Source organism: Tessaracoccus pujii, from assembly GCF_055326215.1.
Window position 1 is genome coordinate 325865 of sequence record NZ_JBUZNP010000004.1, and the last position, 25473, is coordinate 351337.

The following is a 25473-nucleotide window of genomic DNA, read 5'->3' on the forward strand; positions in this document are numbered from 1 at the left end:
CCTTGTCTTTGCCAGCCGGTGGACGGGGACGGGTGGTTGGGGCGGCCCCGATTTCCCCCCCCGCCCGTATGCACCCTGGTCAGGCGGTGGCTGCTCCGTCGCCCTCTGCCACCGGCTGAAGCTCGGGCAGGTCCGCCTTCGCGACGCCGGTGAACTTGAACGGCAGCTCTGCGCCCTCCTCGCTGACGTCGACCTGGACGATCTGGCCCGCCTGGATCTCGCCGAACAGGATCTTCTCCGCCAGCAGATCCTCGATGTCGCGCTGCAGCGCCCGCCGAAGCGGGCGGGCACCGAGCACCGGGTCGAAGCCGCGCTTCGCGATGAGCGTCTTGGCCGCAGGCGTGAGCTCGATGCCCATGTCCTTGTCCTTGAGCCGCAACTCGATCTGCGCCACCATGAGGTCCACGATCCGCTCGATATCGGCCTGCGTGAGCTGATGGAACACGACGATCTCGTCGACGCGGTTGAGGAATTCGGGGCGGAAGTGCTGCTTCAGCTCATCCGAGACCTTCGCCTTCATCTTCTCGTACCCCGATTCCTGGTCACCGGACCGGGTGAACCCGAGGTTGATGTTCTTCGAGATGTCGCGCGACCCGAGGTTCGTGGTCATCACGATGACAGTGTTCTTGAAGTCCACCACCCTGCCTTGCGCGTCCGTGAGCCGACCTTCGTCGAGGATCTGCAACAGGGAATTGAAGATGTCCGGGTGGGCCTTCTCGATCTCGTCGAACAACACCACCGAGAACGGCTTGCGACGGACCTTCTCCGTGAGCTGCCCGCCCTCTTCGTACCCGATGTAACCGGGAGGGGAACCGAACATCCGCGACGCGGTGTGCTTTTCCGAGTATTCGCTCATGTCCAGCGTGATGAGGGCGTCCTCATCCCCGAACAGGAACTCGGTGAGCGCCTTTGTCAGCTCCGTCTTGCCGACGCCCGAAGGCCCGGCGAAGATGAATGAACCGCTGGGCCGCTTGGGGTCCTTGAGCCCGGCGCGGGTGCGCCGGATGGACCGCGAGAGCGCCTTGACGGCGTCGTTCTGCCCGATGTAGCGCTTCCCCAGTTCCTCCTCCATGCGGAGCAGCCGCTGGGACTCCTCCTCCGTGAGCTTGAACACGGGGATGCCGGTTGACCCGGAGAGCACGACGGCGATCTCCTCCTCGCCGACGACGGCGGGGATGTCCGAATCGCCCTGCTTCCAGGCCTCTTCGCGCTCGGCGCGCTGGGCGCGAAGCTTCTGCTCCTCGTCACGGAGGCGTGCGGCGCGCTCGAAGTCCTGCGCGTCGATGGCGGCGTCCTTCTCCAGCTTGTTGGCCGCGATCGCCTCGTCGAATTCACGCAGGTCCGGCGGCGCCGTCATGCGCTGGATGCGCAGCCGGGCCCCGGCCTCGTCGATCAGGTCGATGGCCTTGTCCGGGAGGAAGCGGTCCTGGATGTAGCGGTCCGCCATGGTGGCCGCGGCCACGAGGGCCTCGTCCGTGATGGTGATCCGGTGGTGCGCCTCGTACCGGTCCCGGAGGCCCTTGAGGATGTCCACCGTGAGCGCGACCGAGGGCTCGGCCACCTGGATGGGCTGGAAGCGGCGCTCGAGCGCGGCGTCCTTCTCGATGTGCTTGCGGTACTCGTCCAGGGTGGTGGCCCCGATGGTCTGGAGCTCCCCTCTGGCCAGCATGGGCTTGAGGATGCTCGCGGCGTCGATGGCGCCCTCCGCGGCGCCCGCCCCGACGAGGGTGTGGATCTCGTCGATGAACAGCATGATGTCGCCGCGGGTCTTGATCTCCTTGAGCACCTTCTTCAGGCGCTCCTCGAAATCACCGCGGTAGCGCGAGCCGGCCACCAGGGCGCCCAGATCCAGCGTGTAGATCTGCTTGTCACGCAGCGTCTCAGGCACGTCTCCGCGGACGATGGCCTGGGCCAGCCCTTCGACGACGGCCGTCTTGCCCACGCCGGGCTCACCGATCAGCACCGGGTTGTTCTTGGTGCGGCGGCTGAGCACGGTCATGACGCGCTCGATCTCGTGGACGCGGCCGATGACCGGGTCCAGCTGGTTCTCGCGCGCGGCCTGGGTGAGGTTGCGGCCGAACTGGTCCAGGACCTGCGAGCTGCCCTTCTCGGGACCCGTCTCCGGGGCGCCGGACATGGACGCCTCGCGCCCCTGGTATCCGGTGATCAGCTGCAACACGGTGTTGCGGACCCGGTTGAGGTCGGCGCCGAGCTTGATCAGCACCTGGGCCGCGACGCCCTCGCCCTCACGGATGAGGCCGAGCAGGATGTGCTCGGTGCCGATGTAGTTGTGATTCATCTGGAGCGCCTCGCGCAGCGAGAGCTCCAGCACCTTCTTGGCGCGCGGGGTGAACGGGATGTGCCCCGTGGGAACCTGCTGCCCCTGGCCGATGATCTCCTCGACCTGCTCGCGCACCGCTTCCAGCGCGATGCCGAGCGACTCGAGCGCCTTCGCCGCCACACCCTCACCCTCATGGATGAGGCCGAGCAGGATGTGCTCGGTGCCGATGAAGTTGTGGTTGAGCAGCTTCGCCTCGTCCTGTGCCAGGACGATCACGCGGCGTGCGCGGTCCGTGAACCGTTCGAACATGAAAACTTCCCTCCTGCGGCCCGACGACGTGCGACGGGCAGCCGCCTCTAGCTTACTGATGCCAGCGAGGGAACCAATCCTCCGCGGTTCACTGGCCGCGAACGTGGACCGTTACTGGGCCGCTTCGTAGGCCGCGAGGATCTGGGCGGGGACGCGGCCGCGGTCCGACACCTCGAAGCCGTTGGCCCGTGCCCACTCGCGGACCGCGTTGGTGTCCTTGCCGGTGGAGCGTGCCGCGGCCTTGCGCGCGGACTTGCGGCCCGCCTTGGTGGCCTTCTCGATGAATGGCGCGAGCGCCGCCTCGAGCTTGCTGGCATTCTTCTCGGAGAGGTCGATGGTGTACGCGTCGCGCCCGAGCGAGAATTCGACTGTGCGGGCGTCATTGGTGCCATCGATGTCGTCGACGAGAAATACGCGGATCTGACGTGCCATGAATGCTCCTTGGGGGGATGGGATTCTCCGGAGAACACTACCGCGCATCACCCTGAAAGGGAAAGGAATTCGAGATGAGGTCTGTGGAACTGATGACGGTCGGAGGACTTTCGCTCCCAGGCCATACTGCCGTGACATTGGGGCCGAGGCATCCTTCGAGCGTCGGCCTGATTCGACTCAGCATCGACCTTGATGGGGATGTGGTGACCGCCGCGGACGTCACTTCCGGCTATGGTCACCGAGCCGCCGAGAAGTTATTCGAGGTGCGTGATTTCCGATCGATGATCATGCTCGGGGACCGTCATGACTGGCTGGCCGCCTTCAGCGGTGAATTGACCCTGGTGCTCACTGTGGAGAATGCAATGCGTCTTACTGCTCCGCCGCGGGCGACAATTCTGCGGACGCTGCTGGCCGAGTATGCGCGTATCCACAGCCACCTCTCCTACCTCAGCTACCTGGCCGACGGCGAGCTCTCCGGCCGGCTCTGGACCACCGTGGACGGGCTTCGACGTCACATGCTGGCGTGGACGGGCAACCGGGTCCATCCCATGCTGTGCCGCGTCGGCGGGCTCGCCACGGACGCGCCGGAGGGATGGCTGGCTGGCCTGGAGCCCCACCTCGACGAGGTCGCGCGGCTGTCCGCGGATCTGCGGGCCACCCTCGCCGGGACCAGCCGGTTCTCCGGCCTGGCGGTGCTGGACCCCGAGATCTGCCTGGGCTACGGCCTGTCCGGTCCGGTGGCCCGTGCCTGCGGACTGGACGTGGACCGTCGGCACGGCGGCTACCTGTCCTACGGCGAGCTCTTCAGGCCAGCGGGACTGAGGACGGCGGGGGACGCCGAGGCCCGTCTGGCGATCCTCATCGACGAGCTGGGCACCAGCGTCGACATGATCCGGATGGCTCGGTCCCTGGCCGAGGACGGCCCCGGCGACGTGGCGATCCGGCTGTCGCGGCGGCTGAAGGTGCCCGAGGGCGAGCATGCTACGGAAATCGAGGCCCCATGGGGGATCGCGTCGTGTCTCATGGTCTCGCGCGGTGGCGCCACTCCGTGGCGTGTGGCGCTCCGGACGCCGTCGTTCAGCAACCTGTCGGTTCTCGCCCGTGCCCTGGCGGGGGTGCCGAAAGACCGCATCGCCGACGCCGTCGCCTCGGTGGGCTACAGCGTCGGCGATGCCGACAAGTAGACGGGGTCAGGCCTGGCGGCGCAACTCCGGAAGCATCTCGAGGTTGAGCTTGGTCAGGTTCACCATGGTGGGGTGCTCGTTCTCGCCCCAGATGTCGGCCACGCTCGGCGAGACGCGGCGCGGCAGGTCCACGATGTTGGCGGTGTCCTCGGCCTCCAGTTCGGCGATCCGGGCCTCCAGTGCCTCGATCCGCGCCTGGCGCTCGGCAACCTCGGCACGCAGCCACGCGGCGTTGCCGCGCATGGAGCTCAGCTCGGCCTTGGCCGCACCCAGCTGGCTGCGCAGCTTGGCGATCACGGACTGCAGGTTCTCGGCGCGTGCGTTGAAGCGGACGATCATGGCCACGGACTCCTCGTGGAACCGCGAGGCCTGCTGAGACCGCAGCCCCACCTCATGCTTCATCTCCACTACGTGGCGCTCGCGCTCGGCCTTCAGCTCGCGCCACGCGGCCCACACGGCGACGAACGCCATGGCCACCGCGACGAGCACGCCACCGCGGAGGATCCACACGTCACCTACCAGGGAGGCGAGGGAGACCGCGGTGCCCACACCCAGGATCGTGAGCGCGAGCGTCCGCTCTGTGGACTTCTGTGAAGCGTGTCGACCAGCCATGCCGTCAGAGTAGGCGGTCGGACCAGAACTCCCGGTCAGGCGGCCGGGCGTGTCGTGATCACGCCGGGGAGGCCACCCCGTTGTTGGGCTTGTCATCGTCGTCATCGTCGTCGCGGACCACGCAGGCCCGTTCGAGGAGCGCGCCTGCCCCGGCGAGCAGCAGCGACGCGACTATGGTGGCGGCGCCCTGGACGACACGCGCCGACGGCAGGGGGGCGTCGAAGAGCTGCAGGTACCGCGCGACGTAGACCACGTGGGCACCTGCCAGCACCGCACCGGTCATGATCATGGATTTGCCGATGGCCAGGGCCGCCACTGACTCCTGCGGCTCGACCCGGTGCTCGTGGATCCGCTTCGGCAGCAGCCGCGCGTACACCGCGACCCCCACCGCCAGCGCAACCATGAGGAGGGGAACCGACCAGGGCACCACAGGAGGGAACGAGCCCGCGGCCTCGAAACCCAGCAGGATCAGGGCGCAGATGACGGCACCCGCGAGCACCGAGATGACGGCCTGACGGGCAGTGGTCAGGCCGAGGCGCGGCCCGTCGCTCAAAAGCCTGTGGCGGCCGTGATGACGACGTCGTCGCGGCGGGTCACCGTCGACGTGTCGAGGTCATCGACCAGGTCCGCGATGGGGCCGTGTCCGGCGATCTCGGCGTTGGGGTCGATGTCCAGCCACGGCACCAGCACGAAGGCGCGCTCGTGCGCGCGCGGGTGAGGCAGTTCGATGCTGTCCTCGGAGATCCGCTTGCCGACCATGATGATGTCGATGTCCAGGGTCCGGGGGCCGTGCCTCAGCTCCCGGGTCCGGCCGAAGTTCTCCTCGATGGCCTGGGCGCGATCGAGCAGGGTGAGCGGTTCGAGCGTGGACTCCGCGACCACGACGAGGTTGAGGAAGTCCGCCTGCTCCTGGACGTCGCCCTCCGGCTTGGTCTCGTACACCGGGGACACGTCGACCAGGATCAGGTCCGGGGTCTCAGCGAGGTAGTCCACCGCCTCCTGCAGGATGGCGGCCGAATCCCCCATGTTGGACCCGAGGCTCAGCACCACCTTCGCAATGGGGCGCAGATTGCCCAGCGTGTCGACATCGATATCGAAAGGACCGTTAGACATCTCTACTCCTGCTGATCGTGACGGCAACATCCGTGAAGGTCTGGCTCAGGGGCGCCCGGGGCTTGTGCACCGTGACCGTGACGTTGCCCACTCTGCCATGGTCCAGGCACCTCTCCGCAATCTCCCCAGCCACTGTCTCAATGAGGTTGCGTGGCGGTCCCGTGATCACCGACTCGACGATGTCGGCGATGTCGGCATAGCTGACGGTGTCCGCCAACTCGTCTGTCGTGGTCTCCAGGGGGAGCTCCAGGACCACGTCGACGACGAACGGCTGACCGTCGCGACGCTCGTGGGGAAAGACCCCGTGAAATCCCGTCGCGGTGAGTCCTGTGAGCGTGATCCTGTCGATGTGCGTGCTCCCTCCGGCCCTGCCCCGACCCTACCGCACGGCTCTCCGACGGCTGGGCCGCGGGGGCCTGCTCTCAGTGGATCTCGATGGGGTGTTCGTGCCTGAGGCGACGCGCCACCGCGATGGCGTCGCCCTGATGGATCACGTCGTGGGTGCGCACCGCCCACACCCCGTGCAGCGCCGACCAGAAGGACACGGCAGCCGTCGCGCCGTCTCGCCCCTCAGGCTCCCGTCCGCCCAGCAGCTCGCCGAGGAAGGCTTTACGGGAGGCGCCGATGAGCACCCGGTGACCCATCGCCTGGAACCGGTCCAGGTGCCTGAGTACCGTCCAGTTGTGGTCCCACGACTTCGAGAAGCCGAGACCGGGATCCAGGATGATCCGCTCCCCCGGGATCCCTGCGGTGAGGGCCGCGTCCCGTTGGGCGGTCACCTCCGCGAGGACCTCGCCCACCACGTCGGAGTACAGGGCGGCCGTCTGCATGCGGACAGAGTGCTCCCGCCAGTGCATGACGACGAAGTCCGCCCTCGAGCGCGCCACCACTCCCAGCATGTCCGCGTCGGCCTGCCCGCCGGAGACGTCGTTGATGATGGCGGCGCCGGCCTCGATGGCCTCCCGCGCCACATCGGCGCGCATGGTGTCCACGGAGACCCGGACACCGTCCGCAGCCAGCGCCCGCACCACGGGAACCACCCTGTCCAGTTCCTCGTCGAGGGACACCCGCTGCGCGCCCGGGCGCGTGGACTCGCCGCCGATGTCGATCAGGGAGGCTCCCTCTGCCAGCATCCTCCGGGCATGCCGCAGCGCCTCCTTCGGGTCGAGGAAGCGTCCGCCGTCGGAGAAGGAATCGGGGGTCACGTTGACGATCCCCATCACGAGGGTCATCGCGTCACCTCCCGATGATGAGGCTCATCGCCTCCGCGCGGGTGGCGGGCTGCCGAAGGAGCCCGCGGACCGCTGAGGTCACGGTCCGGCTCCCCGGCTTCCGGACCCCGCGCATGGTCATGCAGGTGTGCTCGGCCTCCACCACGACGATGACGCCGCGCGCGTCGAGGTGCTCGACGAGTGCGTCGGCGATCTGGGTGGTGAGCCGTTCCTGCACCTGCAGCCGGCGGGCGTAGACATCGACCAGCCTCGCGAGCTTGGACAGCCCGGTCACGCGCCCGTTCACCGACGGGATGTAGCCCACGTGCGCCACGCCGGTGAAGGGCAGGAGGTGGTGTTCGCAGGTACTGACCAGCTCGATGTCCTTGACCAGCACCATCTCGTCGTGGGCGATGTCGAAGGTCTTGCCCAGCACGCCGGACGCGTCGGCCCCGTGACCGGCCAGCAACTCGCCCCACGCCCGTGCCACCCGGTCGGGAGTCTCCAGCAGCCCGTCGCGCTCCGGGTCCTCGCCGATGGCGATGAGAAGTTCGCGTACCGCGGCCGCCGCTCGCGTGTGGTCGACGGCCATGTCAGTGACCGGCCGGCGGGACGGGCGGACCCCACGGAGACGGTCCGGTCTCAGGGGGCTGCGGGCCGGAGCCCGGTTGGAAGTCCGGCCCGACGCCGGGTGGGGTGGGCGGCGAGGGGAGGACCGCCGGGCCGCCTGCCGGGCCGTCCGGAGCGGGGGGCACGTCCACGGGTGGCAGGTGCGAGGGCTGGCGCAAGTCCGAGCCCGTCCACGCGGGGCGCTTGTCCCGGCGCCGGAGCCCGGTGAACACCTCGGCCACCTCCGCCTTGTTCAGGGTCTCCCTGGCGAACAGTTGCCGGACGAGTTCATCCAGGACGTCGCGGTTCTCCTGGAGCACGTCGAACGCCTCCTGATGGGCCGTGTGGATCAGCTTGGCCACCTCGTCGTCCACGACGGCCGCCATGGCCTGCGAGAACTCCTGGCTGGAGTCCGTGCCCCGCATCCCCATGAAGGGCTCCGAGTCACCGCCGCCGAGCTTGACGGCCCCGACCCGCTCGCTCATGCCGAACTGCATCACCATGGCGCGGGCCACCTTGGTGGCCTTCTCGATGTCATTGGAGGCCCCGGTGGTGGGGTCGTGGAACACGAGCTCCTCGGCGGCCCGGCCGCCCATCATGTAGGCCATCTGGTCCAGCAACTCGGCGCGGGTCTGCGAGTACTTGTCCGCGTCGGGCATGACCATGGTGTACCCCAGGGCGCGCCCACGCGGGAGGATGGTGACCTTCTGCACCGGGTCGTTGCCGGGCAGGGCGGCCGCGACGAGCGCGTGGCCACCCTCGTGGTAGGCGGTGATGAGGCGCTCGCGGTCGTTCATGAGACGCGTGCGCTTCTGCGGCCCGGCGATGACCCTGTCGATGGCCTCGTCGAGCTGCGGCTGCCGGATCATCTCCTGGTTCATGCGGGCCGACAGGAGGGCCGCCTCGTTGAGGACGTTGGCGAGGTCCGCGCCGGAGAATCCCGGCGTGCGACGGGCGATCGATGCCAGGTCCACATCGCTGGAGAGCGGCTTGCCCTTGGCGTGCACCTGCAGGATCTTGTGACGACCGTCGAAGTCCGGCGCTTCCACGCCGATCTGCCGGTCGAAGCGGCCGGGGCGCAGCAGTGCCGGGTCCAGCACGTCCGGCCGGTTGGTGGCGGCGATGAGGATGACGCCGCCGCGCACGTCGAAGCCGTCCATCTCGACCAGCAGCTGGTTCAGGGTCTGTTCGCGCTCGTCGTGCCCGCCGCCCATGCCGGCGCCTCGGTGGCGGCCTACGGCGTCGATCTCGTCGATGAAGATGATGGCGGGGGCGTTCTCCTTGGCCTGGTTGAACAGGTCCCGCACGCGGGACGCGCCCACCCCGACGAACATCTCGACGAAGTCCGACCCCGAGATAGAGAAGAACGGCACCGACGCCTCCCCCGCGACGGCGCGCGCGAGCAGGGTCTTACCGGTGCCGGGCGGCCCGTACAGCAGCACGCCCTTGGGGATCTTCGCCCCCAGTTTCTGGAACTTCGCGGGCTCGGCGAGGAATTCCTTGATCTCCTCGAGCTCCTCCACGGCCTCCTGTGCCCCCGCCACATCCTTGAACGTCGTCTTGGGGGTGTCCTTGCTCACCAGCTTGGCCTTGGACTTCCCGAACGACAGCGGGCCTCCCTGGCCGCCGCCGGACATCGAGCGCATGATCCAGAAGAACACCAGGATCATGATGAGGAATGGCAGACCCGTGTAGAGGAGCATGGACAGCAGCCCGGGGCTGGGGTTGGTGCCCGACCAGCGCTCGAGGGTGCCCTCTGATTCGCGCCGCTCCAGGATGGGGATGATGTCGTCCACCTGGTTGCCCACCCACGCGGACTGCGTCTTGACACCCTGGTCATCGGTGATCTGGATGGTCTGCTCGCCGTCGACGAGCACCACCTCGCGCAGCTGCTCATCGCTGTTGAGTAGCGCGAGACTCTCCGAGGTGGGGACGGTCTGGAATCCGGTGACGCTGCTCAGCAGCTGCATGCCCATGAGGAGGACGAGCAGGCTGATCAGAATCCAGGCCATCGGGCTCTTGAAGAACTTCTGCACGGGCAAAGCCGATCTAATAGGGCGACGGTGGGGTGCACCGAAACACTACCAGCGGGCCCAACCGGCCCCGCCGTCGCTCACGCCCGGGGAGGGGCGCGCGGTCAGCTGTAGACGTGGGGCGAGAGGGTGCCCACGTCACGCAGGTTGCGGTAGCGGCCCGCGTAGTCCAGGCCGTAACCGACCACGAACTCGTTGGGGATCTCGAAGCCCACGTACTTCACCGGGACGTCGATCTGCGCCGCGTCCGGCTTGCGGAACATGGTCATGATCTCCAGCGAGGCCGGCCCCCGGGACGCCAGGTTGCTCATGAGGTAGGACAGCGTGAGGCCGGTGTCGATGATGTCCTCGACGACGATGACGTCGCGGCCCTCCAACTCCACGCTGAGGTCCTTCAGAATGCGCACCACCCCGCTGGACTGGGTCCCCGCACCGTAGGACGACACCGCCATCCAGTCCATCTGGACGTGACTACGCATGGCGCGCTGCAGATCGCTCATCACCATCACCGCGCCGTTGAGGACGCCCACGAGGAGCACCTCGCGGCCCAGATAGTCCTCGTCGATATGTGCGGCGATCTCGGCCACGCGGGCCTGGATCTGGTCAGAGGTGAAAAGCACCTTTTCAAGGTCTTGTGCAACGTCAGCGGCATCCACGGTTGGTCAGCCTATCGCGACGGCGCCGGTGCCGCAGCCCCGGCCCCATCCCGCGGAGACGGCGTGTACACCAGGACGCCGGAGGCGCGTTCCACCGAGCCGCCGGGGACCGTCACCGCTCCCTGCCCGTGCCAGCGGTCCACGAGGGCGGCCACCGCCATGACGTGCACCATGCCCGCCGTCGGTGACCTGACGCCGAGCCAGCGCTGGATCGCGCGCCACCGCAGCGCGTCGGGCAGCCCGTCGAGGTCATTCACGGGCAGCGTCCCTCGCTCGCCGACGGCGCGCGCGGCCAACTGGTCGAGCAGGTCCGCGTCCGCCCTGGCCAACGTGGCCGTACGCGCGAGCGCCGGGCCCACGTCGCGTCCCAGCGCCGCCGACAGGTCCCGCAGGTAGCCGCGCACGGCGACCCGGGCGAACCGGGGGTCCTGGTTCATGGGGTCGTGCCACACGTCCACCCCCCACTCCCGGCACGCCTGCTCTGTGTCCGAGCGTCGGAGTCCGAGGAGCGGGCGGAGGAACCGGCCGCGCACCGGCGCCATGCCGGCCAGCGACCGGGTCCCGGCGCCGCGCAGCAGCCCCAGCAGCACCGTCTCCGCCTGGTCGTCCAGCGTGTGCCCCAGCAGGACCGGAGCCCCGGGGGCCTCCAGCGCGGCCAGCCGCGCCTCCCGGGCGGCCGCCTCCAGCCCGCCGGCGTGGGGCGGGGGCACGGTCACGGACTCGACCGCACCGTCGATCCCGACGGCGGCCAGCCGCGCGACCGTGGCGTCGGCCACGCCCCGGGAGCCGGCCTGCAGCCCGTGATCCACCACCAGCACGCGGATCGTCGCCCCAGCGCGCACGGCCGCCCACTGCGCGCCCAGCGCGAGGGCCGTGGAGTCCGCGCCGCCTGAGCAGCCGACGGTCACCGGACCGGTCGGGAGCACCGCCGCGACAGCCTGCGCCACGCGGAGGGCGGCCGGCCCCAGCTCACGCCGCGCCATGGACCCTCCGCACCCAGGCGGCGGGATCGGCGATCTCGCCGGGTCCCGGGAGAGCGTCCGGAGCCGCGAAGGCGGCCGCCAGACCCTTGGGCCCCCGGGCGCGGTGCACCGCGGTGCAGAACGCCAGCCCGTCGCGGTACTGGGCGTCCTTGTTCAACGAGCCGGAGAGGCGTGTGAGCAGCGACCGGCTCCGCGGCCGCTGGAAGGCGCGCCTCAGCGCGGCCACCGTGCCGATCCGCCGTCGGCCGGCCTGATCGGCCACGTGATCGGCGTGACCCTCCAGGAAGGTCATGGTCGCGATGAGGGAGGCCAGGTCCGCCCGGGCGGATGGAGAGGTGAGCAGCGCCGCGACGTCGCCCGTCGAACGCCAACCGGCGAGCCCCTCCAGCAGGTGCGCGTCGTCTGCGGCCAGGCGCGTCATCAGCCCCCGCAGATGGTCGCCCAACCAGGGCGCGGCGTGGAACTGCAGCGCGTGCGTCTGCTCGTGCAGCGCGATCCACAGCCGGAAGTCCGCCGGCACGAAACCGTGGCTGAGTTCGTGCGCCACGATGGTGGGCGCCACGAGATACAGGGCGCGGCTTCCGGTGAAGGCGTCGTACTGGCCGAGCATCCTGCGGCTCACCGCCCCGATGGCGAGGCCGGCGACGAGTCCATTACCGACGCCGCGCAGGGCATTGAGCGCCGCGGGGCGGCGCGCGGGCAGGCCGAGTTCGGCGACGGCGCCGTCGGCCATGGCCCTCACGGCACGTCCCCAGCCTGCCCAGTCCACCACCCTGATGTCGCTCGCACCTGCGCTGTCCAGGCCCAGGTGGCGCCCGGCCACCTCGCCGGCCAGCCGCGCCGTCACCCGGAGGTCGGCCGCCAGCCGCTGCGCCTCCGGCCGCGACAGCGCGGGAAGCTCCCCGGCCGCCGAGGACGCGACGCGACGGGCGATGGCCCAGTTGAGGATCGGGGCGTGCTCCATCAGCACCCGCACGAGGCGACGACCCCGGTGGCCTGGTCCGTCCACAGCTTGGCCGAGAAGCCGTCGGGGGTGCCGTTGACGAGGAACGCGAAGGCGAGCTGGCGGTCATCGGCCGTGAGCGCGGTGCCGGCGAGGGTGGACACGAAGGAGAGCGTGCCGGTCTTCGCCTGGGCGACCCCCCGCGCCGGGCGCGACACATCGTCGGTGAAGCGGTCTGACAGCGTGCCGGTGACTCCGGCGATGGGAAGCCCGTCGAGGACGACGGAGAGGCGGGGATCGGTGCTCATGCGCCGCATGGCCGCGGCCAGCATGTGCGCCGTGACGAGGTTGCTGCGCGACAGGCCGGAGGCGTCGTACAGCTCGGCGCCGTCGTCCCAGAGGCCGAGGGAGGCCAGGCGCTCCTCGATGGCGGCGACCGACCCGGCGAACGTGGCCGGGCGTCCGGTGGCCAGCGCCAGCTGGAAGCCCAGCACCTCGGTGAAGGAGTTGTTGGACCTGTTCATGGCGGTCTCGACGAGCACGTGGACGGGGAGCGACTCGACCCTGGCGATCTCCGCCCCGCTACCCACCGCTGCGACGGGGGCGCCGCTGACTGTAATGCCGGCGGCCGAGAGCTGGGCGGCGAACACCGTCGCCGCGGCCAGGGCTGGCGTGCGGCTGCGGGCGCCGCCCACTTGCCCCTCGTCCACCCAGAGCGCCGACAGCTGGGTGACCTGGTCCCGGTAGTTCGACGGCCAGGTGGAGTTCCACCCTTCGTCGGTGAAGAGGGTGGCGTCGAAGCCGAGCGTGACTTCTGTCTGGCCGGCTGCCTTCAGCGCGGCGGCGGTCGCCCCGGCGAGCTGCTGGGTGGTGGGCGGCTGCGGATAGGAGCCCGCCTCCGCGGGAACGCTGCGCAGCAGGGGATCGCCTCCACCCACGAGCACGATCTGCCCCGGGGCCGGCTGGACCACGGTGGTGGCGAACCGCTCGGAGCCGGTGAACGCGCTCATGACGGCCAGGGTGGTCAGCGTCTTGGTGTTCGAGGCGGGGATCAGCGGCGTGTCGCTGATGCTGGCGGCCACCACGTCGCCCGTCGTGACGTCGAGGACCTCCCACGCCACCTGGACCGGCGCGCCGTCGACCCCCACCAGGGCGGTCCGGTCCAGTGCGGCGAGCCGGGCGTCGAGCGTCGCGCGGACGGGCATGATCCCGGCAGGTGGCGCGGACGCGGCGTCGGCGAGCCCGGTACCCGCGGCTGCGGTCTCCGGCGTGGGCGAGGGCGAGGGCGAGAACAGCGCCGGCGGGATGGTGGTGGGCGCCCCGTCGCGCGTGGCGCCAACGGCCTGCAGCAGTGGCTGGTGGAACAGCGCAGCGGCGAACACGGCGATGAGCAACAGCCCTACCAGAAGCCACGCGAGGACCCGTTCCATGGTCCTCGAGCGTGTCCGCACGGTGTCCTCCGAACCTGTATCCTGCAGGGGTAGTTGACCCGCTGCTGCAGCGGGCACCGATCTCAATCATAGGAGTGCCCTCAGTGAGCGAAGACGCACCCGTCGGCATGACCCCCGTGGATCCCGGCCGTCGCATCCTGTTCGACGTCACGGTCGAGATCCCCAAGGGCACCAAGAACAAGTACGAGATGGACCACAACACCGGGCGCATCCGGCTGGACCGGACCCTGTTCACCTCCACCCAGTACCCGTACGACTACGGCTTCGTCGAGGGCACCCTCGGCCAGGACGGAGACCCTCTGGACGCCATGGTCATCGGCGCCGAGCCCACGTTCCCCGGCTGCCTCATCGAGTGCTACGCCGTGGCGATGTTCCGCATGACCGACGAGATGGGCGGAGATGACAAGGTGCTCTGCGTCGCCACCGCGGACACCCGTCGCAAGCACATCACTGACCTGTCCTCCGTGCCGGAGCACCTGCTCCTGGAGGTCGAGCACTTCTTCTCGGTCTACAAGGACCTCGAGCCGGGCAAGTCCGTCGAGGGGGCCACGTGGACGGGCCGTGAGGAGGCCGAGGCGGAGGTCTCAGCGTCGTTCGAGCGCGCGAAGGGCACCCCCTACGAGCATCACCACCTCAACCTGGCCTGATCGGCGACATGCCCCGCTACCTCATGCTGCGTACGCCGTCGGCCAACCGCGTGTACGCCGGCGAGTCCGGTCCGCTCACGGCCGCCGAACTGGAACTGACCGCGCCCTTCGCGCGGGACATCGTCGAGGTGGACCTTGCGGGGGTCAGCTATCTGGCGTTCGACTCCCCCGGGCTGGCCGAGCCTCAGCTGGAGTCGGTGGCGCGGCAGTCGGCGTGCTTCGCGCTGTTCGAACTCGAAGGGGACCTGCTGCGCCCCGTCGCCCTCCCCCGGCCGTTCGTGCTCGACGAGGACCTGGTCAGCATCCCCAAGTACCAGGGCAAGACCAATGAGCAGTTCACGCAGCTGCTCCTCAACGTCACGCTGGCGGCCCTCACCCGTGAGCCGACGGGCCCGCGCCAGATCCTCGATCCGCTCGCCGGGCGCGGCACCACCCTGTCGACGGCCCTCCTCCTCGGGCACGACGCATACGGCGTTGAAGGAGACGCGAAGGCGTTCGAGCAGATGGCCTCGTTCTACACCGCCTACCTACGCCGCAAGAGGCTCAAGCACACGGCGGACACGACCCCCGTCAGACGTGACGGCAAGGCCGTGGGCAAGAGATTCGACGCGGAGCTCAGGCTCGAGGGCGCCACGCTGCACCTCACCTCCTTCACCGGAGACACGCGGGACTCCGCGGCCCTGTTCGGCAGGAAGAGATTCGACGCCATCGTCGCCGACGCCCCCTACGGCGTCGTTCACGGCTCCTCCACCGACGTGCGCGGGGTCGCGGGCAAGCGTGACCGGTCACCCGCAGGCCTTCTCGGCGAGGCCATCCCGGTGTGGGCCGGACAACTCATGCACGGCGGCGCGCTGGGGATCAGTTGGAACACGTTCGGGCTGTCGCGGCAGGACCTGGCTGCCATGCTGGCCGGGGCCGGGCTCGACGTGTGCGAGGGCGGCGCCTGGGAGCGGTTCGCCCACCGCGTCGACTCGTCCATCAAGCGCGACCTCATCGTGGCCACCCGGTCCTGACGGAGCTCCGCGGTTGTTCCCCGGCGTAGGCTCGACCCATGCGACGACTCGTGCTCATGCGCCACGCGAAGACCGAGGCCAACAACGTCGGCGGTGACAAGGCCCGCCGGCTCATGCCGCGCGGGGTCCGGGAGGCGCAGGAGGCAGGTGTCGCGCTCGCCGGGCTGGGCCTCGGCTACGCGCTGGTGTCGTCCTCCGAGCGCACCCGCGAGACGTTCGCCGCCCTTGGCCTGAACATCCCCGTCGAGTTCCAGGACGCCCTGTACCACCAGGGCACGGAGACCATGCTCCAGCGCATCGGCGAGACCGATCCGGACATCACCGGCCTCCTCGTCGTCGGCCATGCACCCACGATCCCCAGCCTCGTGGCCGAGCTGGCCTACGCGAGCAACCGCGCCGAGGCGGACCAGGCACAGTGCTGGTTCCCCACCTCCGCCTACACCACGTTCGTGTTCGACGGATCCTGGGCCGATCTGGCCGCCGGCGACTTCTCGACGATCCGGCTGGAAGAGATCAAGCGGCCCGGTTAACCGTGCGGTAACGCACCGGCGACACATCGTTACACGCGCCCGCCATCCCTTACCCAACCGTTACCGTGCGACGGCTCAGCCGACACGGGCGCCCTGCAGGATTCCGTCCATGACAGTTCTCGAAATCAGCGCAGGCGATACCGCTTGGGTCCTGGTGAGCGCAGCCATGGTGCTGCTCATGACCCCCGGTCTCGCGTTCTTCTACGGCGGCATGGTCCGCGCCAAGAGCGTGCTCAACATGCTCATGATGTCGATCACCACCATGGGCGTCGTCGGGGTCCTGTGGGTGGTCGTCGGCTACTCCATGGCCTTCGGCAACTCCATGGGCGGGTTCCTGGGCAACCCCCTGGAGTTCCTGTTCCTCAACGGCCTCATGGACCCTGAGCGGGCCACCTTCACGGTGCCGGCCATGGTCTTCGCCGGGTTCCAGGCCGCCTTCGCGATCATCGCGGTCGCGCTGATCTCCGGCGCCGTGGCCGACCGCATGAAGTTCTCGGCCTGGGCCGTCTTCGCCGCTGTGTGGGCGCTCCTGGTGTACTTCCCCGCCGCGCACTGGGTCTTCAGCTTCGACGGCGGCACCGCGGAGACCGGCGGCTTCATCGCCAACGGCATCCAGGCCATCGACTTCGCCGGCGGCACCGCCATCCACATCAACGCGGGAGCCGCGGCGCTCGCCCTGGCCATCGTGATCGGACCCCGCCTGGGCTTCGGCCGCACTCCCATGCGTCCCCACAACCTCACCCTCGTCATGCTCGGCGCAGGCATCCTGTGGTTCGGCTGGTTCGGGTTCAACGCGGGCTCGGCGCTGGGCGCCAACGCGATGGCCGGCGTCGCCTGGATCAACACGCTGGCCGCCGCTGCGGCCGCGATGCTGAGCTGGCTCCTGGTCGAGCGGCTCCGCGACGGTCGCGCCACCAGCCTGGGCGCCGCCTCCGGCATCGTCGCGGGCCTGGTCGGCGTCACGCCCGCCGCCCACTCCGTCAGCCCCCTCGGCGCGCTGATCATCGGCGTCCTCGCCGGCGTGGCCTGCGCATTCGCCATCGGCCTGAAGTCCCGCCTCGGCTACGACGACTCGCTCGACGTGGTCGGCGTCCACCTGGTCGGCGGGCTCGTCGGCACCCTGGCCATCGGCTTCCTGGCCGATCCGGCCTCACCCGCGGGCGTGGCGGGCCTGTTCTACGGCGGCGGCGTCGACCAGCTCTGGCGGCAGGCGCTCGGCGCGCTCGTGGTGATGGTCTACTCCTTCGTGGTGACGTTGATCATCGCCAAGGTCCTCGACAAGGTCATGGGCCTGCGGGTCGCCGAACTGGCCGAGACGCAGGGCATCGACACCGTCGAACACGCTGAGACCGGCTACGACCTCAGCGCGGTCGGCTACTCCACCTACGGCGTTCGGCAGACGCTGATCGTTCCCACCCCCCGAGAGGACGTGCAGGCATGAGGCTCGTCACGGCAATCGTTCAGCCCACCATGTTGACCCAGGTTCAGATCGCGCTCGCCCAGCACGGCGTGGCCGGCATGACCGTCACCGAATGCTCCGGCTATGCCCGCCAGCGCGGCCACAAGGAGTTCTACCGAGGCGCCGAGTACACGATCGACTTCATCACGAAGGCCAAGATCGAGGTCATCGTGGAGGACGGCGAGGCGGAGGCTGTGATCGACGTGATCACCCGCGCGGCCCGCACCGGCGCCGTGGGCGACGGCAAGGTCTGGTCGACGCCCGTCGATGAGATCGTCCGGATCCGCACCGGGGAGAAGGGCTCCGCAGCAATCTGAGTCCGTAGGACTGTCAGAGGGAGGGCGACGCACCACGCGTCGCCCTCCCTCTGCGTCGAGCCTCAGGCGGTGACGAAGGGATAGGCCGCGAACAACGCGCCCAGTCTCGACCGGAGCGTCGCGCTGAGTGGCACGAACTCGTCGGTCTCGAGGGATCGCCGACCGGGGCGCCCGGCGCGTGCCCAGACCCCGCGCACGACTCCGCCGGCCACGATGGACTTCTTGAACACCCCGTTGTTGCCCGGCACGAGCCGGTGGTGTTGCTCGGCCGACATTGCGAACAGCCGGTCCTGGTAGCCGAGGATGAACTCGTCGAATCCGGGCAGCAGCAGCGCGGCTGAAGGTCGCCTCCCCAGCGCGGCGGCCTCCTCCACGAGTCCCGGGCGCCAGAAGCTCGGCTCCTCGGCGCCGTCGCTGTCCAGGTGGTCGTAGACGTGGGCCAAGGCCGTGCGGATCTCCCCCAGGCCGAGTTTGGTCCACCACGCGAAGTCGCGCACTGTCGCCGGACCGTGACTGGTCAGGTAGCGGCGCAGAAGTTCGGCGACGCCGGCCACCCGGTCCCCGTTGAACCGGCCTTCCAGGCTCGAGCCCTGGGGCAGCCATCGCGACGCGAGGATGAGATCCTGCTCGGTGCCGTTCCACGGCCCGTAGCAGAGGGTGCCGCCGGCGATGAGGTGGAACAGCAGGTGGTAGCCCCGGCCGCCCGCGGTAGCCAGCCCGTGGGCGTCCCAGTGTGCGAACAGCTCTGCGCGCGGTACCGGGCCGTCGTCGAGCCGGCCGACGGCGAGTGCCCGTGCAAGGTCGACCTGGGCCTGATCGAGCTGCAGTTGATGGCTCCGTGCCGAGGCGGCCCGCAACGACGGACGCGCGCACAGCTCCGTGATCCACGCGGCGTCGGTGCCCGGCAGCAGGAACACCGTCCCACGCATGGGATAACCGCGCACGATCCGGCCCTCGTCCAGGTCCTCGAGCACGGAGCCAACGTCCCCCTGGGCGCGAAGCACCGCCGAGGCGAGCACACCGGGCAGGTCCTGGGCCTGCATGGCGCCGAACGCGCCCACGGCGTCCGCGGGCCTCGCGTAGGGGCGCGTGACCAGGCCCTGCGCCACGAGGCGCAGCCTGCCGAGCCGAGGGTCAGGCGAGATTGCGGGCGACAACAGCGGCCACCTCGCGGCCGGAGCGCACGGCGCCCTCCAGGTATCCGTTGAACCGCGTGGCGTACTCGGCCCCGGCCCAGTGCAGCACGCCGTCGGGCTCCGCCAGGATGGGTCCGTTGGTGGTCCAGACGCCGGGGGCGAAGTGGGCGCCGTGGCAGCCGCCCGTGAACTTCTCGGTGGACCAGTCACGCTCGATGTACGACAGCGGCTTGGCGGCGACCTCGCCGAACGTCCGCACCACGGAATCCACGAAGGCCCGCTCGCGCAGCGTGACGGAGCGGCGCGACAGGCTGTCGGCGTCTGCCCCCTCGAAGAACCCCATGAGGTGCCCGCGCTCGGAGTTGTCCGACGTGGTGTCGAAGGTCACCCTGACGGCGCCCTCGTCGGCGCTGGACTGGCCGGAGAAGCCCAGCTCGCGCCAGAACGGCTTGTCGTAGATGAGGAACGCCTTGATGACGTTGCCCGGGGAGACCTTGTCCGCAGCCTCGCCGCGCCATGCCGCCAGGGGAGGCTCGTGGGGCAGCGCGACGGCGAGCCGCGGGGGAAGTGTCGAGATGACCTGCCGGGCCTCCACCACGTGGCCGTCGGCCAGGATCAGCCGGGCACCTTGGTCCGTGTGCTCCACCCGCGAGACCTCGGCGCCGAGGCGCACCACGTCTCCGAGGCGGGCGGCGAGGGCGTCCACGACCGCTGCCATACCACCGTCGACCCGCTTCTGATGCAGGCCCCCGTTGCTGGCCAGCATGGTTTCGAGATCCGGACCCGAGTTGACCTGGTGCAGCCCCTCGACGAGGGTGGCGTCCTTCGGCATGGGCCCGAAGGCGGCCGCGTAGACCTCGCCGAACCTGCGCTGGGCGCCGTGCGTGCGGAGGTTCGTGGTGACCCATCGCCGCAGGTCCTGCTTGAGCCAGGCGTCGTTGGCCTTGCGCCATGCCGGATCATCGCGGAGGCGTTCCGCCAGGCGACGAAGCCGAAGCAGCCCCTGCCCGAGGTCGGAGACCTCGAAGGGCGTCAGCGCCGCGACGTCCTCCTTCGACGGCACCTGCAGAGCCTGGCCGCGGAGGCGGACCACCAGGTTCCCGCGGGCGGGGAGACCGATGGTGTCGAGACCGAGGTCCTCGATGATCTCCAGCAGTTCATCGAACCCAGGCCCGATCCACTGCCCGCCGAGTTCGACGTAGGACCCGTCGCTCAATACCTTGTTCTCGACGCGGCCCCCCACCCGGTCCCGGGCCTCGAGCACCGTGACGGACAGGCCGCGGTCCGTGAGGTATCGCGCGGCCACGAGCCCTGCCAGGCCAGCCCCGATGATGGCGCAGTCGAACACGGTGTTCCTCCTAGACGGATCCCCGGGTCGGGGAAGCGATGCCCAGCCTACAAGGCCCGCCCTTCATCGAGGCGCCGGAGTCTCCTAAGCGAGGGCCCCCGATGGGTGCGTGGCCAGCCACACCGCGAAGCCTCGATCCGCGGGGAGGGACGCGTACAACGTGGCCTGATACACGTGGTAGAGGTCCGGTTTACCCTCCCAGGTGTGCGCCACCGGCGCGTTGGTGGGATCCAGCTCTGAGTGCCAGCTTCCGCGCTCATGGTCGATGAAGTGCGCATCCGCGAACCGCCAGAGAGTCTCGTACCACTCCTGGTAGCGCTCCTCCCCCGTGGCGAGCCACAGGTAGCGCGCCGCGCCCATGGCCTCCGCCACCTCCCAGAAGAACCGCTCCTCCACCACCGGGGTACCGTCCCAGTCCACCGTGTACACGAAGCCGCCGTCAGCCGCCCACGCGTCGCGGATGGCCCCCTCGAACAGCGCTGTCGCCGCAGGCAGCATCCACGGCTCGTCCGCGCCCAACCCCCTCAGCTGGAGCAGGAGCTTGGTCCACTCGAGCCAGTGACCAGGCTGTGAGCCGTACGGCCGGAACGCGTGGCGGGGGTCGTCGGCGTTGTACTGGCCCAAGGGTTGCCAGCGGGCCGTGAAGTGCTCCGGTAAGCGCCATGCCCCGTCCTCGGGAGTGGCGGCGCCCGCGGCGATCCTCCGCGCGATCGACGTTGCCCGCGTGAGGAACTTGCCCTCTCCGGTGGCCTCGTAGGCCGCGAGGTAAGCCTCGGTGAGGTGCATGTTGGCGTTCTGGCCGCGGTACTCGTCGAGGGTGGTGAACGTGCGGTCGTAGCCCTCGACGCAGATGCCCTCCTCCTCGCTCCAGTAGTGGCGGTCGATCACGGCCGAGGCCGCGTCCAGCAGCGCCCGTCCGCGGCTGAAGCCGGCCACCGTTGCCGAGCTGGCCGCCAGGAGGAGCTGGGCCGTCCCGTAGAGTTCCTTGCGGTCCTGCGGCGCGTCCCCGCCGACGACGGGCACCCACCCGTCGAACTGGGCGTCCCGGCCGGGTCCGTCGAGGTAGAAGTCCAGGCCGTGCTCCACCACCTCCCGGGCCCCTGCGCGCCCCTCGAGGGCGGCGAGGGAGAATACGTGCGTCATGCGGGCGCCGATGAACAGCTGCGCGCCCATCTCCGGCATGGCGCGCCCGTCGCTCCCGATCCATGCGAAACCCCCGGAGGGTAGGCACACCTCGGGCTGATAGAAGTCCAGCAGATCTCGGCGGTGTTCGACGAGGAACTGACGGTGGACAGCATCCTCGAATCGGTCCGGGCGCTCACCGAACATGGGGCGGGTCATGCGTGGTCCTCTCCGATGCGGCCGGCCAGCCAACCGAGCTGGTGCCATGTCTGGACGTCCTGGCCACCCTCATGGCCGCTGTGCGGATACACGACCATGTCGCGCGGCCCGGCGTAGGCGTTGTGGGCCGCGAAGACCGTCGACGGGGGGCAGATGGTGTCCGCCAGCGCCACCGAGAACAGCGCCGGGCACTCGGCACGCCGCGCGAACGACACCCCGTCGAAGTGGCCCAGCGTCTCCCACACCGCGTCCTCCAGATGAGGGGCCGCCCTGATGAAGCGGGCGATGTCGGAGAACGGGGCGTCGTCGGTGAGGGACACCGCCCGGCGGATGTGACACATGAACGCCACGTCCGGCATGGCGCCGGCCAGGCTGAGCCCCAGGGAAGGCGCCAACCCGGCGACGGCGAGCGTCAGATAGCCGCCCTGCGATCCTCCGGCGATGAACATCCGGGACTCATCCACGAGCCGATGAGCGGCCGCCAGCTGGAGCATCCGCACCGCGTCGGTGATGAGCCGGCGGTAATAGTAGGTCTCCGGCGACGAGATGCCCTTGGTCATGGGACCGGCCGGGCCGAATTCCCCCGCCGCCACGTCCGGATCCGGGGTCCGCTCGAATAGGCTCGCGGAATGCCAGCCCTGCCCTCGATTGTCGAGGTCGAACTGCGCGAACCCGGCGGCGGCGAACACCGGAGCCAGCGGCATGCCTCGCGAGACCGAGTACCCGTGGTAACGCACGACGGTCGGCAACGGGCCGCTGGCACCGGCGGGGACATGCAGCCACGCCTTGACGGGCGCGCCGCCGAAGCCGGTGAACGTGAGGTCGTAGGTGTCGATCAGCGCCTGCCGGTTGTCGATCAGCGCCTCGTCGAGCAGCGCGACGGGCTCGTCGTGAGCGAGCGTGGATGACCAGAACTCGTCGAAGCGCGGCGATTCGGGCACGTCGGGCTGATAGGTGCGCAGGGCGTCGAGGGGCAGATCGAACTGGGCCATGGGCGGCACTCTATCGATCCCCACCGACGGCCGCGACGCGGCCCATCCGTGGTGCCGGGACGCACGAGGCCCCGGTCTTCGACCGGGGCCCGCACTGGAGCCGCCCACGGGAATCGAACCCGTGACCTACGCTTTACGAGAGCGTCGCTCTACCAACTGAGCTAGGGCGGCAGCACGCAGGAACTATACCGGCGACGCTTCGCCGCGGCAAAGCGCGTGCGCCCCGGAGGACCCGGACGGCCGGCACGGCTGCGCTAGGAACAGGTCGTGCCGTCCTCCGGGGCGACGCCGTCGTAGAGGTACGCGTCCACGGCGTCGGCGATGCAGCCGTTGTCCCCGGTGACGGCCCCGTGGCCGGCGCCCTCCAGGGTCAGCAGCGTGCCGGACTCGAGCTGCTCGGCCATGGCCCCCGCCTGCTCGTACGGAGTGGCCGAATCGCCCGTGGTGCCCACGACGAGGATGGTGGGCGCGCCCTGGGCGGTGATCCTGATCTGCGGCGCAGACTCGGCCGTCCAGAGCTGGCAGGTGTAGCCCATGCCCATGTGGGGCGCCATGAGCGGGGCCTCGTCGAACGTGTCGCGCCATTCCTGGGGGACCGGCGCCACGCCCTCGTCCGCGGCGTCCGCGCACACCATGGCCGGGAACGCGTAGGCGATGGTCTCGTACGCCGTCGGGCCGCGCCCATTGAGGAGGTCCGCCGAGTAGAGCAGTGCCTCTCCGTCCCCTGCGATGGCGGACGCGATCACCTGGGCCAGGGTGCGGTAGGCCTCCTCGGTCTCGTAGAGGTACAGCGCTATCCCGGTGGCCGCCATGCTCTGCGTCAGCCGCCTGTCACCCACTTGGATCGGCCGGGCGTCGAGTCCGGTCAGGAAATCGTCGATCGTGTCCGTGATCTCCTGCTGCTCATCGCCCAGGCCGCAGAGGTCCGAGCCCGCGCACCACTGCGTGAAGTTGGCCATCGCGCGTTCAAAGCCCTCGGTCTGGGGGGTGTCGCCCTCGCCGGTGATGTCCACCGCGGCGTCGAGCACCATCCGGCCCACGGAACCGGGAAACAGCTCGGCGTACATCGCGCCGACGTACGTGCCGTAGGAGACGCCGACGTAGTTCAGCTTCTCCGCGCCCAGGAGGCGGCGGAGCAGATCGAGATCGCGCACCACGTCGATGGTGGTGATGTGATCCAGCAGCTTGCCGGACCCGTCGCGGCACTGCCGCGCGAAGTCGGCGGCCCCCTCCTGGAGCGCGCGGTCCTCGGCTGCGTCGTCCGGGCTGGCGTCCAGCCCCAAGATCTGATCGGTCTCCTCGAGCGTGCCGCACACCACTGCGGTGCTCTCACCCGTGCCTCGCGGATCCCAGCCCACCGTGTCGTAGTTGGTCCATCGGCCGGCGATCTGCTGGGCCATGTCCTGCCCACCGAACCCGGGCCCCCCGGGATTGACGAACAGCGGCCCGCGCGACGAATCACCATTGATGACGCGGCGCACCGCGATCTCGATGGCCTCCCCGGCCGGGTTGTCCCAGTCCAGGGGGACCTTCACGGTGGCGCACTGCCCGGCGGAGGCATCCTCATCGCAGAGTTCCCAGTCCACCACCTGGGTGGCGTAGGCCTCCAGGCCTCCGGCCGGGGCGACGAACTCCACCTCCGGCGTGTCGATGGGTTGGTAGTCCAGCTGACGGTCCGCGTCGCGGCCGGGCTCGTCCGGGAAGGTCTCGTGGTCCTCGACCGGAACCTCGGGCATCCCCGGCATCCGGGCACCGGCGGCCAGTGGCGACGGGGTGGCCGGCCCAGGAGTGTGTGGCGATGCGGGCTGATCACGGTTGCGTCCTCCCACGAAACCGCCGAGGAACAAAGTGCCCACCAGCGTGATCGCGATGAGCGCCAACACCGCCTGGATGAGGGTGACTCTCCTACTCATCCGCGCCCTTACCCGCGAGCTCCTGCTCCACTACCCGCCGGCCGTGCGCCGTTGTGCATACCGCCTCCAACGGACACCGGACGATCTCCCCGCCCGGACGCCGGACAGTGACCGACTGCAGGGGAACCTGATGACCCGTGACCACCCCCGGCTCCCCGTCCACGCTCACCTGGTCCCCGACGCCCGGCGCGCGCTGCAGGAAGTCCACGTAGAGGGGGTGCTCGTACTTGAGGCAGCACATCATCCGGCCGCAGGCACCGGCTATCTGCAGGGGATTGGAGGGAAGTCCCTGCACGCGCGCCAGGCGCAGAGACAGGGGTTCGAAGTCCGTGAGGAACGTGGTGCAGCAGAACTCGCGCCCGCAGCTTCCGACGCCCCCGATCAGCCGCGCGGCGTCGCGGGCACCCACCTGCCGCAGATCGATGCGGGCTTCGAGAGCGCGGGCGAGGTCGCCCAGGAGTTGGCGGAAGTCCACCCGCTGGGGTGCGGTGTAGTAGATGGCCACGAGGCGGTCGAATTCGGTCGACCGATCCACGTAGTCCACCCCCACGACCTTCATCGGGAGGTGATGCTTGGCGATGAGGCCCTTGGCCAGCCCTGTGGCCTCCTCCCGGATCCGCCGGTTGGCCTCGTCGCGGGCGAGGTCCGCCGCATCCGCCGGGCCGGGGCAGACCGGAAGGCCGACGAAACCGTCCACGACCTCCTCGGGAGCCCACACGCACTGGGCCACCTCGTCGCCGTCAGGCGTCGGGTAACGGACCCAGTCCCCCACCGCGTACTGGTGGACGCCTGGGTCCAGATAGTGCAGTTGGCCGTATCGCTCGAAGGCGACAGCCATCACCCGTGCCATGAGGTCAGCCTAGTGAACGGCCCAAACGGCCCGGGCGTGGGGGGGGGGGGGGGGGGGGGGGGGAGGGGAAGGGGGGGGGGGGGGGGGGGGGGTTTGTTTTTTGTTTTTTT

General features: G+C 69.8%; 25 protein-coding genes and 1 tRNA gene. 6 read left to right on the plus strand and 20 right to left on the minus strand.

Annotation, left to right across the window (positions count from 1 at the left end):
• Positions 1 to 79: 79 nt before the first annotated feature.
• Both ACZK5N_RS07930 and ACZK5N_RS07935 read right to left on the minus strand, forming a co-directional pair.
• Entirely contained in the window at positions 80 to 2590 is a 2511-nt protein-coding gene (locus ACZK5N_RS07930) for an ATP-dependent Clp protease ATP-binding subunit (protein ID WP_459017578.1), read from the minus strand.
• Positions 2591 to 2701: 111 nt separating this feature from the next.
• Positions 2702 to 3022 (minus strand): histone-like nucleoid-structuring protein Lsr2, encoded by a 321-nt coding sequence (locus tag ACZK5N_RS07935; protein ID WP_459017579.1) that lies wholly within the window; start codon positions 3020 to 3022, stop codon positions 2702 to 2704.
• A gap of 263 nt (positions 3023 to 3285) precedes the next feature.
• On the opposite strand from ACZK5N_RS07935, the gene ACZK5N_RS07940 reads away from it, so the two are divergent.
• Positions 3286 to 4206, plus strand: a complete 921-nt coding sequence (locus ACZK5N_RS07940) for an NADH-quinone oxidoreductase subunit D-related protein (RefSeq protein ID WP_459017580.1) — start codon at positions 3286 to 3288, stop codon at positions 4204 to 4206.
• A 6-nt stretch (positions 4207 to 4212) separates the two neighbouring features.
• Here ACZK5N_RS07940 and ACZK5N_RS07945 read toward each other — a convergent pair whose 3' ends face one another.
• From ACZK5N_RS07945 to dacB, 11 genes are all read right to left on the minus strand, one after another.
• Complete coding sequence (locus ACZK5N_RS07945; protein ID WP_459017581.1) at positions 4213 to 4818, minus strand: hypothetical protein; 606 nt, start codon at positions 4816 to 4818, stop codon at positions 4213 to 4215.
• 58 nt (positions 4819 to 4876) lie between these two features.
• Complete coding sequence (locus ACZK5N_RS07950; RefSeq protein ID WP_459017582.1) at positions 4877 to 5371, minus strand: DUF3180 domain-containing protein; 495 nt, start codon at positions 5369 to 5371, stop codon at positions 4877 to 4879.
• Positions 5368 to 5931 (minus strand): 2-amino-4-hydroxy-6-hydroxymethyldihydropteridine diphosphokinase, encoded by a 564-nt coding sequence (gene folK / locus ACZK5N_RS07955; protein WP_459017583.1) that lies wholly within the window; start codon positions 5929 to 5931, stop codon positions 5368 to 5370. Before folK ends, ACZK5N_RS07950 begins: the two co-directional genes overlap by 4 nt.
• Entirely contained in the window at positions 5924 to 6280 is a 357-nt protein-coding gene (folB, locus tag ACZK5N_RS07960) for a dihydroneopterin aldolase (protein WP_459020430.1), read from the minus strand. The genes folK and folB overlap by 8 nt, the downstream gene beginning before the upstream one ends.
• A gap of 73 nt (positions 6281 to 6353) precedes the next feature.
• Positions 6354 to 7163 carry a dihydropteroate synthase gene (gene folP / locus ACZK5N_RS07965; RefSeq protein ID WP_459017584.1) on the minus strand — a complete coding sequence of 270 codons (810 nt, stop codon included), beginning with the start codon at positions 7161 to 7163 and terminating at the stop codon, positions 6354 to 6356.
• A 4-nt stretch (positions 7164 to 7167) separates the two neighbouring features.
• Positions 7168 to 7734, minus strand: coding sequence for a GTP cyclohydrolase I FolE (gene folE, locus ACZK5N_RS07970; RefSeq protein ID WP_459017585.1), 567 nt, complete (start codon positions 7732 to 7734; stop codon positions 7168 to 7170).
• A gap of 1 nt (position 7735) precedes the next feature.
• Positions 7736 to 9763 carry an ATP-dependent zinc metalloprotease FtsH gene (gene ftsH, locus ACZK5N_RS07975; protein WP_459020431.1) on the minus strand — a complete coding sequence of 676 codons (2028 nt, stop codon included), beginning with the start codon at positions 9761 to 9763 and terminating at the stop codon, positions 7736 to 7738.
• Positions 9764 to 9888: 125 nt separating this feature from the next.
• Positions 9889 to 10440: a hypoxanthine phosphoribosyltransferase gene (gene hpt, locus ACZK5N_RS07980; RefSeq protein ID WP_459017586.1), complete on the minus strand. Its 552-nt coding sequence runs from the start codon at positions 10438 to 10440 to the stop codon at positions 9889 to 9891.
• A gap of 11 nt (positions 10441 to 10451) precedes the next feature.
• The gene (gene tilS / locus ACZK5N_RS07985; RefSeq protein WP_459017587.1) at positions 10452 to 11423 is read right to left on the minus strand and encodes a tRNA lysidine(34) synthetase TilS; all 972 of its coding nucleotides are present in this window, start codon (positions 11421 to 11423) and stop codon (positions 10452 to 10454) included.
• Positions 11410 to 12387 (minus strand): Rv3626c family coenzyme F420 biosynthesis-associated protein, encoded by a 978-nt coding sequence (locus tag ACZK5N_RS07990; protein WP_459020433.1) that lies wholly within the window; start codon positions 12385 to 12387, stop codon positions 11410 to 11412. Before ACZK5N_RS07990 ends, tilS begins: the two co-directional genes overlap by 14 nt.
• Entirely contained in the window at positions 12387 to 13796 is a 1410-nt protein-coding gene (gene dacB / locus ACZK5N_RS07995) for a D-alanyl-D-alanine carboxypeptidase/D-alanyl-D-alanine endopeptidase (RefSeq protein WP_459017588.1), read from the minus strand. Before dacB ends, ACZK5N_RS07990 begins: the two co-directional genes overlap by 1 nt.
• 128 nt (positions 13797 to 13924) lie before the next feature.
• Here dacB and ACZK5N_RS08000 point away from each other — a divergent pair, with 128 nt between their 5' ends.
• The 5 genes from ACZK5N_RS08000 to ACZK5N_RS08020 all read left to right on the plus strand — a co-directional run bounded on the left by ACZK5N_RS08000 (position 13925) and on the right by ACZK5N_RS08020 (position 17783).
• Entirely contained in the window at positions 13925 to 14464 is a 540-nt protein-coding gene (locus tag ACZK5N_RS08000) for an inorganic diphosphatase (protein WP_459020434.1), read from the plus strand.
• Positions 14465 to 14472: 8 nt separating this feature from the next.
• Positions 14473 to 15477: a TRM11 family SAM-dependent methyltransferase gene (locus ACZK5N_RS08005; protein WP_459017589.1), complete on the plus strand. Its 1005-nt coding sequence runs from the start codon at positions 14473 to 14475 to the stop codon at positions 15475 to 15477.
• A 38-nt stretch (positions 15478 to 15515) separates the two neighbouring features.
• Positions 15516 to 16007 carry a SixA phosphatase family protein gene (locus tag ACZK5N_RS08010; protein WP_459017590.1) on the plus strand — a complete coding sequence of 164 codons (492 nt, stop codon included), beginning with the start codon at positions 15516 to 15518 and terminating at the stop codon, positions 16005 to 16007.
• A 109-nt stretch (positions 16008 to 16116) separates the two neighbouring features.
• Entirely contained in the window at positions 16117 to 17448 is a 1332-nt protein-coding gene (locus tag ACZK5N_RS08015) for an ammonium transporter (RefSeq protein ID WP_459017591.1), read from the plus strand.
• A complete protein-coding gene (locus ACZK5N_RS08020) occupies positions 17445 to 17783 on the plus strand; it encodes a P-II family nitrogen regulator (protein WP_459017592.1) in 339 nt (112 codons plus the stop codon). Before ACZK5N_RS08015 ends, ACZK5N_RS08020 begins: the two co-directional genes overlap by 4 nt.
• A gap of 62 nt (positions 17784 to 17845) precedes the next feature.
• On the opposite strand, the gene ACZK5N_RS08025 is transcribed toward ACZK5N_RS08020, so the two are convergent.
• From ACZK5N_RS08025 to ACZK5N_RS08055, 7 genes are all read right to left on the minus strand, one after another.
• A complete protein-coding gene (locus ACZK5N_RS08025; RefSeq protein ID WP_463624778.1) occupies positions 17846 to 18940 on the minus strand; it encodes a winged helix DNA-binding domain-containing protein in 1095 nt (364 codons plus the stop codon).
• A complete protein-coding gene (locus ACZK5N_RS08030; protein WP_459017594.1) occupies positions 18918 to 20267 on the minus strand; it encodes a flavin monoamine oxidase family protein in 1350 nt (449 codons plus the stop codon). The genes ACZK5N_RS08025 and ACZK5N_RS08030 overlap by 23 nt, the downstream gene beginning before the upstream one ends.
• 84 nt (positions 20268 to 20351) lie before the next feature.
• Positions 20352 to 21608 (minus strand): AGE family epimerase/isomerase, encoded by a 1257-nt coding sequence (locus tag ACZK5N_RS08035; protein WP_459017595.1) that lies wholly within the window; start codon positions 21606 to 21608, stop codon positions 20352 to 20354.
• Positions 21605 to 22600 carry an acetylxylan esterase gene (locus ACZK5N_RS08040; protein ID WP_463624779.1) on the minus strand — a complete coding sequence of 332 codons (996 nt, stop codon included), beginning with the start codon at positions 22598 to 22600 and terminating at the stop codon, positions 21605 to 21607. The genes ACZK5N_RS08035 and ACZK5N_RS08040 overlap by 4 nt, the downstream gene beginning before the upstream one ends.
• Before the next feature lie 95 nt (positions 22601 to 22695).
• Positions 22696 to 22771, minus strand: a tRNA-Thr gene (locus tag ACZK5N_RS08045).
• Between the two features lie 83 nt (positions 22772 to 22854).
• Entirely contained in the window at positions 22855 to 24513 is a 1659-nt protein-coding gene (locus tag ACZK5N_RS08050; protein ID WP_463624780.1) for an alpha/beta hydrolase, read from the minus strand.
• Positions 24506 to 25363, minus strand: coding sequence for a PSP1 domain-containing protein (locus ACZK5N_RS08055; protein ID WP_459017598.1), 858 nt, complete (start codon positions 25361 to 25363; stop codon positions 24506 to 24508). Before ACZK5N_RS08055 ends, ACZK5N_RS08050 begins: the two co-directional genes overlap by 8 nt.
• Positions 25364 to 25473: the final 110 nt, after the last annotated feature.